We start from the raw sequence: 12,808 nt of genomic DNA, 5'->3' as shown, positions 1-12,808 counted from the left end.
TGTAAGAAGGAGCACCCCCAATGCCTGTGTATGACTATGTCGTTGTCGGCGGCGGCACCGCCGGTTCCGTCATCGCCTCCCGCCTCACCGAGGACCCGGACGTCACCGTCGCCGTCATCGAGGGCGGTCCGTCCGACATCGACCGCGAGGACGTCCTGACACTGCGCAAGTGGCTCGGCCTGCTCGGCGGCGACCTGGACTACGAGTACACGACCACCGAGCAGCCGCGCGGCAACTCGCACATCCTGCACAGCCGCGCCAAGGTCCTCGGCGGGTGCTCCTCGCACAACACCCTCATCTCCTTCAAGCCGCTGCCGTCCGACTGGGACGAGTGGGAGGCGGCGGGCGCCACCGGCTGGAACGCCCGGGAGATGGACCCCTACTTCGGCAAGCTGCGCAACAACATCGTGCGGGTGGCCAAGAAGGACCAGAACGAGATCGCCGCCGACTGGATCGAGGCCACCAAGACCGCCCTCGGCGTCCCCGAGGTCGTCGGCTTCAACGACCGGCCCTTCGAGGAGGGCGTCGGCTTCTTCGACCTCTCCTACCACCCGGAGAACAACAAGCGCTCCTCCGCGTCCGTCGCCTACCTCCACCCGCACATCGAGGCCGGCGACCGCCCGAACCTCACGCTGATGCTGGAGACCTGGGCGCACAAGCTGGAGCTCGACGGCACCACCGCCAAGGGCGTCCACGTCCGCACGAAGGACGGCGAGGAGGTCTACGTCGAGGCCGCCCGCGAGGTGCTGGTGTGCGCCGGCGCCGTCGACACCCCGCGGCTGCTGATGCACTCCGGCATCGGGCCGCGCAAGGACCTGGAAGCGCTGGGTCTGCCCTGCGTGCTCGACCTGCCGGGCGTCGGCGAGAACCTGATCGACCACCCCGAGTCGGTGATCGTCTGGGAGACGAACGGACCGATCCCGGGCAACTCCGCGATGGACTCGGACGCGGGTCTGTTCGTCAAGCGGGACCCGGAGCACAAGGGCCCCGACCTGATGTTCCACTTCTACCAAATCCCGTTCACCGACAACCCCGAGCGACTGGGCTACGAGCGCCCCGAGCACGGGGTGTCGATGACGCCGAACATCCCCAAGTCCCGCTCCCGCGGCCGGCTCTACCTCACCTCCGCCGACCCCGAGGCCAAGCCCGCCCTCGACTTCAAGTACTTCGAGGACGAGGGCGACTACGACGGCCGGACCCTCGTCGACGGCATCAAGCTGGCCCGCAAGGTCGCCCAGGCCGAGCCGTTCAAGAAGTGGCTCAAGCGCGAGGTCTTCCCCGGCCCCGAGGTCACCGACGACGCGGAGATCAGCGAGCTGGTGCGCAAGGCGGCCCACACCGTCTACCACCCGGCCGGCACCTGCAAGATGGGCGCCGCCGACGACCGCCTGGCCGTGGTCGACCCCGAGTTGAAGATCCGCGGGCTGTCCGGCATCCGTATCGCCGACGCCTCCGTCTTCCCGACCATGCCCGCCGTCAACCCGATGCTGGGCGTGCTCATGGTGGGGGAGAAGTGCGCCGAACTGCTCCACAAGGCTCCGACCCAAGGAGGTGATGCGTGATGGCTACCACCGCCGCCGGCGCATCCGAGATACCCAACGCCCGCACGCCCGAGTCCGCCTCCGATGCGGACGGCCGCGAGGTCGTCTTCTCCGTCCGCCACCTCTGGAAGGTCTTCGGCCCCAAAGCCGAGAGCATCCCCGACGACTCCTCGGTCGCCGGGCTGAACGTCCAGGAGCTGCGTGACCGGACCGGCTGTGTGGCCGCCGTCCGCGATGTCTCCTTCGACGTCCACAAGGGCGAGGTCTTCGTCGTCATGGGCCTGTCCGGCTCCGGCAAGTCCACCCTCGTGCGGTGCCTGACCCGGCTGATCGAGCCGACCAGCGGTGACCTGGAGATGGACGGCGAGGACGTCCGCGCCATGGACCGCACCGCGCTGCGCGAACTGCGCCGCCGCCGCGCCGCCATGGTCTTCCAGCACTTCGGCCTGCTGCCGCACCGCACCGTCGTCGACAACGTCGCCTACGGCCTGGAGATCCAGGGCATGGGCAAGACGGAGCGCCGCGAGAAGGCCAACGAGATGGTCGACAAGGTCGGCCTGGCCGGGATGGAGAAGCGCCGCCCCGGCCAGCTCTCCGGCGGCCAGCAGCAGCGCGTCGGCCTGGCCCGCGCGCTCGCCGTCGACCCCGAGGTCCTGCTCTTCGACGAGCCCTTCAGCGCGCTCGACCCGCTCATCCGCCGCGATATGCAGGAAGAGGTCATCCGCCTGCACCGCGAGGAGGGCCGGACGATGGTCTTCATCACCCACGACCTGAGCGAGGCGCTGCGCCTGGGCGACCGGATCGCCCTGATGCGCGACGGCGAGATCGTCCAGCTCGGCACCCCCGAGGAGATCGTCGGCTCGCCGGCCGACGACTACGTCCGCGACTTCGTCCGCGACGTCCCGCGCGAGCAGGTGCTGACGGTGCGCCGCGCGATGCGCCCGGTGAAGGACGGCGAGGCCGACCAGGGCCCGGCGCTGGCTCCCGACACCCTCATATCCGACGCCATCGAGGCCGTCGCCCGCTCCGGCGGCGCCGCCCGCGTCGTCGACGGCAGCCGCTGCCTGGGCATCGTCGACCACGCCTGCCTGCTGAACGTGGTCGCCCGCGTCGACGAGGGCCCCCGGCAGGATGAGGTGGCCGCCTGATGTACGCCGCCACCACCCACCGCGGCGCCGTGCGCGCCGTCGGTTCCAGAGCTCCCGCGGCCACGCCGCGGGCCCGGCTGCGCGCCGGCCTGCTGCGCCACTGGCGTGAGGCCCAGCGCTGCGCCGCCCTGAACATGCCCACCGGCACCGTGAAGCGGGGGCGAGCATGAGCACTTCCACGCCTCCCCTTGCGTCGCGCCCGCTGAGCGATGCCGTACGGCCCGGCCCCCTGCGGGCCGTACTGCAGATGCGCGCCCTGAGCAAGCTCCTGCTGCTCGTGATCGCCGCGGCGGTCCTCGTCCCGCTGCTGCAGGCCAAGTACGGCGCCGCCTGGCCGTCGTCGCTGACCGTCGACGTCTCCGGCCCGCTCGGCAAGACCAGCGACTGGATCATCGACAACCGCGACAGCCACTGGCTGTTCGTCTACTTCCTCGGTCACCTCAGCAACGGCGTGGTGATCTCCGTACGCGCCGTCTACCTGCTGCTGCTCGCGCTCGGCTGGACCGGCGTCACGGCCGGTGTCACGCTGCTCGCCTGGCGGGTGGCAGGCCTCCGCATCGCCGCCACCGCACTGATCTCCTTCCTGGTCAGCGGCCTGCTCGGCATGTGGGTCCCCACCATGCAGACGTTCGCGCTGATGGTCGTGGCGGTCGCCGTCTCGGTCGTGGTCGGCGCCCTGCTGGGCCTGGCGGCCGGCCTCTCCGAGCGCCTGTTCAGGATCCTCCGCCCGGTCCTGGACACCATGCAGGTCCTGCCTGCCTTCGCCTACCTCCTCCCCGTCGTGCTGGTCTTCGGCATCGGCGTCCCCGCCGCGCTGCTGGCCACCGTCATCTACGCGGCTCCGCCGATGGCCCGGCTGACCGCGCTCGGCCTGCGCGGCGCCGACCCCGGCGTCCTGGAGGCGGTCTCCTCGCTCGGCGCCACCGGACGGCAGCGGCTGCTGACCGCCCGCCTGCCGCTGGCCCGTAAGGAACTCCTCCTCGGCGTCAATCAGACGATCATGATGGCGCTGGGCATGGTCGTGATCGCGTCGATGATCGGCGCCGCCGGTCTCGGTGACCGCGTCTACCAGGCGCTCGCCTCGGTCGACGTCGGCGCCGCGCTCTCCGCCGCCATCCCGATCGTGCTGCTGGCCATCGTCATGGACCGCACCACGGCCGCCGCCGGTGAACGCCTCGGCGCCGACACCGCGGCCACCGGCCCGAAGTGGCTGCGCGGCCGGCTGGCCTGGGTCGGCGTCGCGGCGGTCACCGCCGTCCTCGCTCTCGTCGGCCGGCTGTCCGGCTCCCTGGTCTGGCCGGACGCCTGGGCCGTTGACCTGGCCCGCCCCGTCAACGACTTCAAGGAGTGGATGGTCGACCACCTCTACTCCGGTGTCCCCGTCGTCGGCGGCACCGCCGACTGGGCCGCGCACTTCACCGACTGGGTGCTCAACCCGCTGCGGGACGGCCTGACCGCGCTGCCCTGGTACGCCACGCTGCTCATCGTCGCCGCGCTGGCCTGGGTCATCGGCACCTGGCGCACCGCCCTGACCGCCGTCCTCGCGATGGCCGCCATCGGTGTCCTGGGGGTGTGGAAGCCGTCGATGAACACCCTCTCCCAGGTCATCGCCGCCCTGGCGGTGACGTTGGTGCTGGGCTTCGGCATCGGCATCCTGGCAGCGGGCAGCAAGCGCTTCGAAGCGATCCTGCGGCCCGTACTGGACGTCATGCAGACCATGCCGCAGTTCGTGTACCTGATCCCGGTCGTCGCGCTCTTCGCCGTGGGCCGCGCCCCGGCCGCCGCCGCTGCCGTGGTCTACGCGCTCCCGGCCGTCATCCGCATCACCACCCAGGGCCTGCGCCAGGTGGACCCCGCCGCCATGGAGTCCGCCCAGTCGCTCGGCGCCACCCGCTGGCAGATGCTCCGCCAGGTCCAGCTTCCCCTGGCCCGGCCCTCACTGCTGCTGGCCGTCAACCAGGGCGTGGTCATGGTCCTCGCCGTCGTCATCATCGGCGGTCTGGTCGGCGGTGGCGCCCTCGGCTACGACGTCGTCACCGGCCTCGCCACCGGAGACCTGGGTCTCGGCCTGGTCGCGGGTGTGGCCATCGTGTGCCTGGGCCTGATGCTCGACCGGGTCACCCAGCCCACGGAACGCCGCACGACGGGGAAGGGAGCCTGACCATGTCCCGTAAGCGCACCATGACCATCGGGGCGGCCGCACTGGCCGGCGCGGCGGTCCTCTCCTTCTCCTTGTCCTCCTGCGGCAAGGCCGACATGACCAAGCAGACCTCGCCGTTCGCGGCGGCCAAGGGCTCCAAGTCGGTGACCCTCTCGGTGCAGACCTGGGTCGGCGCCCAGTCCAATGTCGCGGTCGCCAAGTACCTGCTCGAACACAAGATGGGCTACCACGTCGACACCGTCCAGGTGGACGAGATCCCCGCCTGGGACGCCCTGAGCCAGGGCCGGGTCGACGCGATCCTGGAGGACTGGGGCCACCCCGACCAGGAGAAGCGGTACGTCAAGGACAAGAAGACGATCACCGCGGGCGGCGGCAACGGCGTCACCGGCCATATCGGCTGGTTCGTCCCCAAGTACTGGGCCGACAAGCACCCCGAGGTCAAGAACTGGAAGAACCTCAACAAGTTCGCCAAGCAGCTCCGTACGTCGGAGAGCGGCAACAAGGGCCAGCTGATGGACGGTTCGCCGTCCTACGTCACCAATGACAAGGCGCTGGTGAAGAACCTCGGGCTGGATTACGAGGTCGTCTTCGCGGGCTCCGAGGCGGCGCAGATCACCCAGATCCAGCAGTTCGCCAAGGAGAAGAAGCCCTTCCTTACGTACTGGTACGAGCCGCAGTGGCTCTTCAACCAGGTGCCGATGGAAGAGGTCAAGCTGCCCAAGTACACCGACGCCTGCGCGGCCAAGGGCGCCAAGGACCCCAAGTCCATCGACTGCGCCTATCCGACCACCCCGCTGCAGAAGTTCTTCAACACGGAATTCGCCAAGAAGGGCGGCAGTGCCGCGGCGTTCCTGAAGAACTTCAAGTGGACCAAGGACGACCAGAACGAGGTCTCCGAGTCGATTGCCTCGGGCGGTCTGTCGGCCGACGAGGCGGCCAAGCGCTGGGTGGAGAAGCACCCGGACGTCTGGAAGAAGTGGCTGCCCAAGAAGTAGCCGCCACAGGCGGCATCACTGCCATCAGGGCATAGCCGCCGCAAGGGCACAGCGGGATCTCGCGGGCAGTCGCACGGGGTGTGCGACTGCCCGCGAGCGCGTTGCGGGCCGGTTCTCCCCGGTGCTCCTCGGTCCTCCTCGGTGCTCCCCGGCACTCCCCGGTCTTCCCCGGTGCTTGTGCGGGGTGCCGAAGGGCCCTTACCCGTTCGGGTGCCGCGGGGGCCTTGCTCCTTACCCGTTCGGGTGGCGAGCGGTGAACCGCCGCGCGGCGCGGCGGCAGGCGCAGAAGGCTGGGCAGCCGCCACCGACGAAAGGCCCCGCCATGCCGCTGCCGCCGACCTGCCCCACGCCCGACTGTGACGACGTGCTGTGGAAGGACACCACGCACACCGACACCGACTGGGACAACTGGCGCTGGTGGTGCTGCCGTTGCGACAAACAGTGGTACCCGACAGCGGAACAGCTCCAGGGGTACCGCTACGGAGCAGCCGGCAGACCCCACCCCTCCGCATACCGCGACCCCAGACCGGCGCGGCAGTAGGAGGCCCGCCCTACGCGCCGCTCCCCTGCCTCACTCGCCCCTCCCGTGCCTCCCCATGTCACTCCACCCGCAGCAGCAGCTTCCCGGTGCTCTTGCGGCTGCCGAGGAGCCGGTGCGCCCCGGCAGCCTCGGCGAGCGGGAACTCCGCCGACACGGGGAGTTCCACGCCCCCTTCGGCGACCGTACGGAAGGCCCGCCCGGCCAGTGCGCGCAGTGCCTCCGGCGCCGTCCGGGCCAGCGACAGGATGGAGAACCCCGCGACCGAGCGCCCCCGGGGGTACAGCTCGGGCAGGCCCACCTGCCACGGCTCGGCGGAACTCGCATTCCCGAACGAGACCAGGCGGCCGAAGACGGCAAGCGCGTCCAGGCTGCGCCGGAAGGTGTCACCGCCGACGGGGTCCAGGGCGAGATCGACCCCCCGTCCGCCTGTGGCGCGCCGCACCTCCTCGTCGAAGTCCGGGCCGACGAACACCTCGTCGTAGCCGTAGGCGCGCGCGTGCTCCGCCTTCGACGCATCCGAGACGACGCCGTAGACGGCACCCGCCCCGGCCGTCTTCGCCAACTGGCCGGCCACCGTGCCTATGCCGCCCGCCGCGCCCTGCACCAGCACGGTCTCGCCGGCCCGCAGCCGGCCCACCTCGTGCACCAGGGCATGCGCGGTGGGCAGCACCGTCGGCAAGGTGGCCGCGGTGCGCAGGCTCACCCCCTGCGGCAGCGGGAACACGCTCGCCGCGGCGGCGACCACGGTCTCCGCGTACGCGCCGCCGTCCGTGAGCGCCGCGACCTCCTGCCCCGGCCGGAGCCCGTCGACGGCCGCGCCGACCGCGCGGATGCGCCCGGAGACTTCCAGGCCCGGCCGGAAGGGCAGGGACGGGACGCGGTACCCCTCGGCGCGCGCCTTGAGATCGGCGAAGTTCACCCCGATGTAGGCGACATCGATGCTCACCTGCCCGGGCCCCGGCCCGGGAACGCCGGTCTCCACGACCCTCAGGACCTCGGGACCGCCGTACTCCTCGAACTCCACCGCACGCATGACCACACACGCCCCTCACGACTGTTCAATGGGATGCGAACACTCCGACTGTATGATCTGGATCGAACACTCTGCAAGGGGGGCCAGGGATCCAGGGGCTCAAGGCCCAAGGGACCGAGGAGATCGAGGAGACCGAGGAATGCCGGGCCGCAGCAGCCACCGCGCCGAGCCGGTGCACATCCACCCCGAGGACGTCCCCGTCGAGACCGCCCTCGCCGCCCTCGCCGACCCCGTACGACTCCAGCTCGTCCGCGAGTTGGCCGGCTCCGCCGACTGGTCGCACAGCTGCGGCAGCTTCCGCGTGGAGGTCGGCAAGGCCGCGCTGAGCCACCACTTCGGCGTACTGCGCGCCGCGGGCCTGGTGGAACAGCGCGACCAGGGCCCCAAGCGCCTCAACCGGCTGCGCCGTGAGGAGTTCGACGCCCGCTTCCCGGGGCTGCTCGGCCTGGTGCTGCGCGAGGAGGATTAGGCCGGACCGATGGGCCGGGACCGGAGGACCAGGACCAGCGGACCAGGACCGGGGAATCAGGACCGGCGGACCAGGACCAGGGCTGGGACCAGGTCCAACGGCCGATCCCCACTCCCTGATCCGGGCGATACGTTCCTCATGCAATCACCCGACGGCGCTCTGTCCATGCCGGGCGCCCCCAGAGGAGCTTCCATGCGCGTCACCGCCTTCGACCATCTCGTTCTGAACGTCTCCGACATCGAGCGTTCGCTCGACTTCTACTGCGGCTCGCTCGGCCTGGAGCCGGTCCGCGTCGACGCCTGGCGCGCGGGCGAGGTGCCCTTCCCCTCCGTGCGCGTGAGCCCGACGGTCATCATCGACCTCACCCAGAGGCCCCGTGAGGGCTCCAACGTCGACCACCTCTGCCTGGTCGTCGAGCCCGTCGACTGGCAGGAGGTCATCGACTCGGGCGAGTTCACGGTGGTCGACGGCCCCGGGCCGCGCTTCGGCGCCCGTGGCGAGGGCCAGTCCCTGTACGTCAGCGACCCGGACGGCAACACCATCGAGCTCCGCTGGTACGCGCACGACGCCTAGGGGGTCCGTCTACGCCGCGCCTGCGCCGCGCCACCTGCGCCGCGCCGCGTGCGGCCTCAGGACCGGGGTGCCAGCAGATCGTCCAGTTCGGCCGCGAAGAGCAGGGCGGAGTCGAGGTTCATGCCGGTGAAGTGGCCGGCGAGTTCCAGGGACAGGACGCCGTGCAGGCGGGTCCAGAAGGTCAGGAACCGGTGGAGGGCTTCGGGCGGGGCGGGGTGGCCGGCGGCCCAGTCCCGGTGGTCCTCCAGGTAGCTGCCGAAGGGCGTCGTGGCGCTGTCCGGGGCGAGCGCCGCGCACGCGTCGACCAGGATCGTCATGATCTCGGAGGAGAGGGCGGTGGTGTCCTCGGGCGCGTGGTAGCCGGGGATGGGGGTCCCGTAGACGAGGAAGTACCGCTGCGGGTCCGCCAGGGCCCAGTCGCGCAGGGCGTGTGCCAGCCCGGCCAGGTCGGCGCCGTTGGCGGAGGCCGTGCGGAGGGTTTCGGCGAGGCTTCGGTACGCCTCCCGGACGAGTTCGGTGATCAGGTCGTCGCGGCTGGCGAAGTAGCGGTAGAGCGCCGGTCCGCTCATGCCCATCTGCTTGGCGATCGCATTGAGGGAGAGCGCGGACGCCCCCGCCGTGGCGATCTGCTCCCAGGCGCGTTCCGTGATCTCCGCCCGCACCTGGGCCCGGTAGCGCTCCCGCGGAGTGTTCGCACCCGTCGTCGCCATGGCCTGTCACCGTCCCCATCCGTCTGGCTACATCTTCAAGACTTGGTTAGAAGGTATCACGCAAGTTGTTGACCTGCTGTTCTGTGTCGCGTTATAACTATTAACGAAGGTGTGAGGCTGTAGTTCAGGTGGGCGGAGGTGCGGTGCGGCCGCGCGATCCGCCCGGTAGGCAGCGCTCACACTCCCGACCGACAGAGGGGAACTCCATGTCCGGCATCCGCACCACTGACATCCGCAGCGCCGGGATCCGCAGCACCCGTTTTCGCGGCGCCGGCTTTCGCAGTACCGGCTTCCGCGCCGCCCTGTCCGCCGTCCCGCTCACCCTCGCCCTCGGCCTCCTCGGCACCGCTGCCGTACCTGCGGGGGCGGCCGGCTCTCACCCCTCCCGCACCTCTCACCCCTCCCACCCCGGTAAGCCCCTCACCTGCCGGGGGAAGGGCGTCGACCCCGACGCCCTCGTCCGCCACCGGACCGAGACCGTGATCCACGCCCCGCTGCGCACCATCTGGAAGCTGCAGACCGACGTGGAGCGCTGGCCGTCCTGGCAGGCCCCCGTCACGACCGTGGAACGCCTCGACCACGGCCCCTTCCGCAAGGGTTCGGCATTCCGGTGGACGACTCCGGTGCCCCCCAACCCCTCAACTCCCGCTACCAGCCTGGAGATCACCTCGACCGTCCGGCAGGCCAAGCGCAATTCGTGCCTGCGCTGGACCGGCCCCGCGATCGGCGAAGGGCTGCGCATCGACGGTGTCCACGTATGGAACTTCACCAAGGTCGAGGGCGGTGTCCGCGTGAGCACCGAGGAGACCCACACCGGCGCCCAGGTCGAAGCGGACGTTCCCACCGCGACCAAGATCCTGCGCGAGGGGCTGGAATCGTGGCTGCGCAACCTGAAGTCCGCCGCCGAAGCCCGCACCCCTCACCGGCCGCACTGATCACGCCCCCTCCCCGACGGGCTCCCGAGGAGCGGCCTGCGGGGCGGGTGCGCGGCGGGGCAGCAGGAGGGGAGTGGCCAGGAGGAGCGCGCCGGCGAGGAGGATGGCGGTGCGGGTGCCGGTGAGGCCGGCAAGCAGACCCCAGCACGCCGTCATGGCCGCGGTGGTGGTGCTGCTCGTGATGGACCACGCCGACAGGGTCCGGGTCACGCGGTCGGTGGCGGTATGGGCGAGCCGGTAGGTGGCGAACACCGGGGTGAAGATCCCCATGCACAGGATCAGACCGAACTCGGTAACGATGATGAGCGCGAGCCCCCAGGGGCCGGGACCGATGAATCCCAGCCCCAGGGACCAGCACGCCCGCAGGGTGCCGGCGGTGAGCAGCACCCGGTGCTGTCCGAACCTCGTGACCAAGGGCCGGGCGAGCCGCGAGCCGACGAGACCGCCGATGCACGACACGCCGAAGGCCAGGCCGTACTGCCACGGCGTAAAGCGCAGGTCGTGCAGGAGGAGCACGGTCAGCAGCGGCATGGTCGCCATGATCAGCGCGTTCACCAGGCCGGTGTTGAAGAACAGCGGCCGCAGGTGGGGGTGGCCCAGGATGTAGCGCCAGCCCTCGACGACGTCGGCGAGGGTGAAGCGTTGCGCGGGGCGGTCCGGCGGCTGCGCTTCCCGGCCGCCGATCGCCCGGATCCCGAGCGCGGAGAGCAGGAAACTGACCGCGTTCGCGACCACCGTCGTCAACGGCCCGAACACCCCGATGGCGACGCCTCCCAGGGGCGGACCGAGCGCAGTCGCCGTCCATGTCGTGGTTTCGAACCTGCCGTTGGCCACCAACAGGTCGTCGGGCCGCACCAGGGCCTTCAGGTACGCGCCGCTCGCGGCGGTGAACACGATGTTGGCAGCCGCGACGATCACCGATACGACGACGAGCTGGGCGAAGGTCAGCCCGCCGAGCGCGTACGCGACCGGCACGGTCAGCAACGCCATGAACCGGAGCAGGTCCATGCCCACCATGACCGGCCGCTTACGGCGGAACTCCACCCACGGCCCCAGCGGCATCGCGATCAACGCCCCCGCCGCCAGGCCCGCCGCGGACAGCACGGACACCTGCGCCGTACCGCTGTGCAGCACCAGGACGGCGATGAGCGGGAACGCATCGAGCGAGAGCCAGGTCCCGGCGGCGCTGGCGGCGAACGCCGCCCACAGCCATCCGAACTCCTGGCCCAGCGACTGCCGGTGTCTCATCCCTGGCTCCGTTCCATGCCCGATTCCCCCGCTCCGTCCCCACCCGATTCCTTCGCTCCGTCCCGCTCGATTCCGACGAAAGTGGTATCGCGTACGTCCTGTCCTGTCGTCCGTCGGAGGTGCCGGGACCTGGCTGCCCGGCCGTCCTGGTGCCACGGCATAGTAGAGCGCAGCCCGATGAGGGACATGACAATTACGGCGTGCTGCTCGCCGGCGCCGCCGCTTATCAGGGGGACTTGCTCCATGCCATCCATCCGCCGCTCCACCGCCGCGGCCGCGGCACTGGTCGCGCTGCTCACGGGCACCGTCACCGCCTGCGGCCCCAGTGACGACAAGGCCGCTGCTTCGGGTGCCGCCGACCAGAAGGGCCAGGGGGGCGGCGGGTTCCAGATCCCCAAGGACGTGCCGACCAGCCTGGACGATCTGAAGAAGTGGAAGGACGGCGGCTGGCAGAACTGGGACAAGTGGGCCCGCAAGGCCTCGGATTTCGCCAACCCGGTCATCAAGGACCACTGGAAGACGGACCGGCTGGCCAAGGCGAAGAACTCGCCGGAGATCGGGGTGAAGGCCACCGGCGCGGGCAGCGAGTTCGACGCCACGGACCCCGAGCCGCAGCCGGTCACCGCCGAGCAGGTCGCCCGCCCGTACCACCAGCACATGGCACCGGTCGGGAAGATCTTCTTCGACAGCCCGAAGGGCCCGATGGTCTGCTCCGGCACGATCGTCGAGGACCCCGCGCACCCCGGCAAGTCCAACCTGGTGTGGACCGCGGGCCACTGCGTGCACTCCGGCAAGCAAGGCGGCTGGATGCGCAACATCGTCTTCGTGCCGTCCTACAACGACAACGGCGCGGCGATGAACCAGGTCAGCGGCGCCCCCTCCCAGCAGGTCACCCCGTACGGCCGGTTCTGGGCCGACTGGATCACCACGTCCGGTGAGTGGATCAACATGGGCAGCCAGCACACCGGCAACGGCGGCTCCGCCTACGACTTCGCGGTGCTGCACGTGAAGCCGGAGAACGGCGGCGGCAAGTCGCTCCAGGAGACCGTGGGGGCCGCCGCCCGGGTCGCGTTCGACACCCCCGCCGCCGACCGCATCGCCTCGCTGGACGCCTTCGGCTATCCGGCAGCGCCGCCGTTCGACGGTGCGCGCATGATGAACTGCCCCGGCCGCCCCGGCCGCCTCGTCATGCAGGAGGGCACGCCCGCCATGAACCGCATCGGCTGCAACATGACCGGCGGTACCTCCGGTGGCGGCTGGTTCGTCAACCACGGCGGCAAGCTGACGCTGGTGTCCAACACCTCGATCAGCTCCAGCGCCCACACCTGGCTGGCCGGCCCGCACCTCGGCCCGGAGGCGGAGCGCGTCTTCAACGACATCAGCCGGAAGTTCGCGAACCGGTAGTCCGCGAGGAAGCCGGCCCAGGCCCCAGGCCCCAGGCCCCAGACCCTCGG

At 70.7% G+C, this 12,808-nt stretch carries 13 protein-coding genes; 10 read left to right on the top strand and 3 right to left on the bottom strand.

The window, feature by feature from the left end; translation table 11 throughout:
- Positions 1 to 20 precede the first annotated feature (20 nt).
- The 6 genes from OHS81_RS13440 to OHS81_RS13415 all read left to right on the top strand — a co-directional run bounded on the left by OHS81_RS13440 (position 21) and on the right by OHS81_RS13415 (position 6,386).
- A complete protein-coding gene (locus OHS81_RS13440; protein WP_328385014.1) occupies positions 21 to 1,562 on the top strand; it encodes a GMC family oxidoreductase in 1,542 nt (513 codons plus the stop codon).
- Positions 1,562 to 2,689 (top strand): quaternary amine ABC transporter ATP-binding protein, encoded by a 1,128-nt coding sequence (locus tag OHS81_RS13435; protein WP_328385013.1) that lies wholly within the window; start codon positions 1,562 to 1,564, stop codon positions 2,687 to 2,689. The genes OHS81_RS13440 and OHS81_RS13435 overlap by 1 nt, the downstream gene beginning before the upstream one ends.
- The gene (locus OHS81_RS13430) at positions 2,689 to 2,859 is read left to right on the top strand and encodes a hypothetical protein (RefSeq protein ID WP_328385012.1); all 171 of its coding nucleotides are present in this window, start codon (positions 2,689 to 2,691) and stop codon (positions 2,857 to 2,859) included. The genes OHS81_RS13435 and OHS81_RS13430 overlap by 1 nt, the downstream gene beginning before the upstream one ends.
- Entirely contained in the window at positions 2,856 to 4,850 is a 1,995-nt protein-coding gene (locus OHS81_RS13425; protein WP_328385011.1) for an ABC transporter permease, read from the top strand. The genes OHS81_RS13430 and OHS81_RS13425 overlap by 4 nt, the downstream gene beginning before the upstream one ends.
- 2 nt (positions 4,851 to 4,852) lie before the next feature.
- Positions 4,853 to 5,845, top strand: coding sequence for an ABC transporter substrate-binding protein (locus tag OHS81_RS13420; protein WP_328385010.1), 993 nt, complete (start codon positions 4,853 to 4,855; stop codon positions 5,843 to 5,845).
- 322 nt (positions 5,846 to 6,167) lie between these two features.
- Positions 6,168 to 6,386, top strand: a complete 219-nt coding sequence (locus OHS81_RS13415) for a hypothetical protein (protein ID WP_328385009.1) — start codon at positions 6,168 to 6,170, stop codon at positions 6,384 to 6,386.
- Between the two features lie 58 nt (positions 6,387 to 6,444).
- On the opposite strand, the gene OHS81_RS13410 is transcribed toward OHS81_RS13415, so the two are convergent.
- The gene (locus OHS81_RS13410; RefSeq protein WP_328385008.1) at positions 6,445 to 7,419 is read right to left on the bottom strand and encodes a quinone oxidoreductase family protein; all 975 of its coding nucleotides are present in this window, start codon (positions 7,417 to 7,419) and stop codon (positions 6,445 to 6,447) included.
- A gap of 139 nt (positions 7,420 to 7,558) precedes the next feature.
- Between OHS81_RS13410 and OHS81_RS13405 the strand changes: the two genes are divergently transcribed.
- Together OHS81_RS13405 and OHS81_RS13400 are read left to right on the top strand one after the other, a co-directional pair.
- Positions 7,559 to 7,888: an ArsR/SmtB family transcription factor gene (locus OHS81_RS13405; protein ID WP_088799536.1), complete on the top strand. Its 330-nt coding sequence runs from the start codon at positions 7,559 to 7,561 to the stop codon at positions 7,886 to 7,888.
- Between the two features lie 192 nt (positions 7,889 to 8,080).
- A complete protein-coding gene (locus OHS81_RS13400) occupies positions 8,081 to 8,461 on the top strand; it encodes a VOC family protein (protein WP_328385007.1) in 381 nt (126 codons plus the stop codon).
- A gap of 56 nt (positions 8,462 to 8,517) precedes the next feature.
- Here the strand turns inward: OHS81_RS13400 and OHS81_RS13395 are convergent, their stop codons facing one another.
- Positions 8,518 to 9,171, bottom strand: coding sequence for a TetR/AcrR family transcriptional regulator (locus tag OHS81_RS13395; protein WP_328385006.1), 654 nt, complete (start codon positions 9,169 to 9,171; stop codon positions 8,518 to 8,520).
- Between the two features lie 206 nt (positions 9,172 to 9,377).
- Between OHS81_RS13395 and OHS81_RS13390 the strand changes: the two genes are divergently transcribed.
- Entirely contained in the window at positions 9,378 to 10,106 is a 729-nt protein-coding gene (locus tag OHS81_RS13390) for an SRPBCC family protein (RefSeq protein WP_328385005.1), read from the top strand.
- Here OHS81_RS13390 and OHS81_RS13385 read toward each other — a convergent pair whose 3' ends face one another.
- A complete protein-coding gene (locus OHS81_RS13385; RefSeq protein ID WP_328385004.1) occupies positions 10,107 to 11,354 on the bottom strand; it encodes an MFS transporter in 1,248 nt (415 codons plus the stop codon). It abuts the gene before it with no gap.
- A 243-nt stretch (positions 11,355 to 11,597) separates the two neighbouring features.
- Here OHS81_RS13385 and OHS81_RS13380 point away from each other — a divergent pair, with 243 nt between their 5' ends.
- The gene (locus OHS81_RS13380) at positions 11,598 to 12,758 is read left to right on the top strand and encodes a trypsin-like serine peptidase (RefSeq protein WP_328385003.1); all 1,161 of its coding nucleotides are present in this window, start codon (positions 11,598 to 11,600) and stop codon (positions 12,756 to 12,758) included.
- Positions 12,759 to 12,808 lie beyond the last annotated feature (50 nt).

This window comes from Streptomyces sp. NBC_00400 (assembly GCF_036048035.1).
Classification (GTDB): Bacteria; Actinomycetota; Actinomycetes; order Streptomycetales; family Streptomycetaceae; genus Streptomyces.
The sequence above is the reverse complement of the archived record's forward strand: the minus strand, read 5'-3'. Positions and strand labels throughout refer to the sequence as shown.

What these genes read in the sequence shown, in the direction of transcription:
- OHS81_RS13440 (WP_328385014.1), top strand. Translation starts at nt 21, where the DNA reads ATGCCTGTGTATGACTATGTCGTTGTCGGCGGCGGCACCGCCGGTTCC.
- OHS81_RS13435 (WP_328385013.1), top strand. Translation starts at nt 1,562, where the DNA reads ATGGCTACCACCGCCGCCGGCGCATCCGAGATACCCAACGCCCGCACG.
- OHS81_RS13430 (WP_328385012.1), top strand. Translation starts at nt 2,689, where the DNA reads ATGTACGCCGCCACCACCCACCGCGGCGCCGTGCGCGCCGTCGGTTCC.
- OHS81_RS13425 (WP_328385011.1), top strand. Translation starts at nt 2,856, where the DNA reads ATGAGCACTTCCACGCCTCCCCTTGCGTCGCGCCCGCTGAGCGATGCC.
- OHS81_RS13420 (WP_328385010.1), top strand. Translation starts at nt 4,853, where the DNA reads ATGTCCCGTAAGCGCACCATGACCATCGGGGCGGCCGCACTGGCCGGC.
- OHS81_RS13415 (WP_328385009.1), top strand. Translation starts at nt 6,168, where the DNA reads ATGCCGCTGCCGCCGACCTGCCCCACGCCCGACTGTGACGACGTGCTG.
- OHS81_RS13410 (WP_328385008.1), bottom strand. Translation starts at nt 7,419, where the DNA reads ATGCGTGCGGTGGAGTTCGAGGAGTACGGCGGTCCCGAGGTCCTGAGG.
- OHS81_RS13405 (WP_088799536.1), top strand. Translation starts at nt 7,559, where the DNA reads ATGCCGGGCCGCAGCAGCCACCGCGCCGAGCCGGTGCACATCCACCCC.
- OHS81_RS13400 (WP_328385007.1), top strand. Translation starts at nt 8,081, where the DNA reads ATGCGCGTCACCGCCTTCGACCATCTCGTTCTGAACGTCTCCGACATC.
- OHS81_RS13395 (WP_328385006.1), bottom strand. Translation starts at nt 9,171, where the DNA reads ATGGCGACGACGGGTGCGAACACTCCGCGGGAGCGCTACCGGGCCCAG.
- OHS81_RS13390 (WP_328385005.1), top strand. Translation starts at nt 9,378, where the DNA reads ATGTCCGGCATCCGCACCACTGACATCCGCAGCGCCGGGATCCGCAGC.
- OHS81_RS13385 (WP_328385004.1), bottom strand. Translation starts at nt 11,354, where the DNA reads ATGAGACACCGGCAGTCGCTGGGCCAGGAGTTCGGATGGCTGTGGGCG.
- OHS81_RS13380 (WP_328385003.1), top strand. Translation starts at nt 11,598, where the DNA reads ATGCCATCCATCCGCCGCTCCACCGCCGCGGCCGCGGCACTGGTCGCG.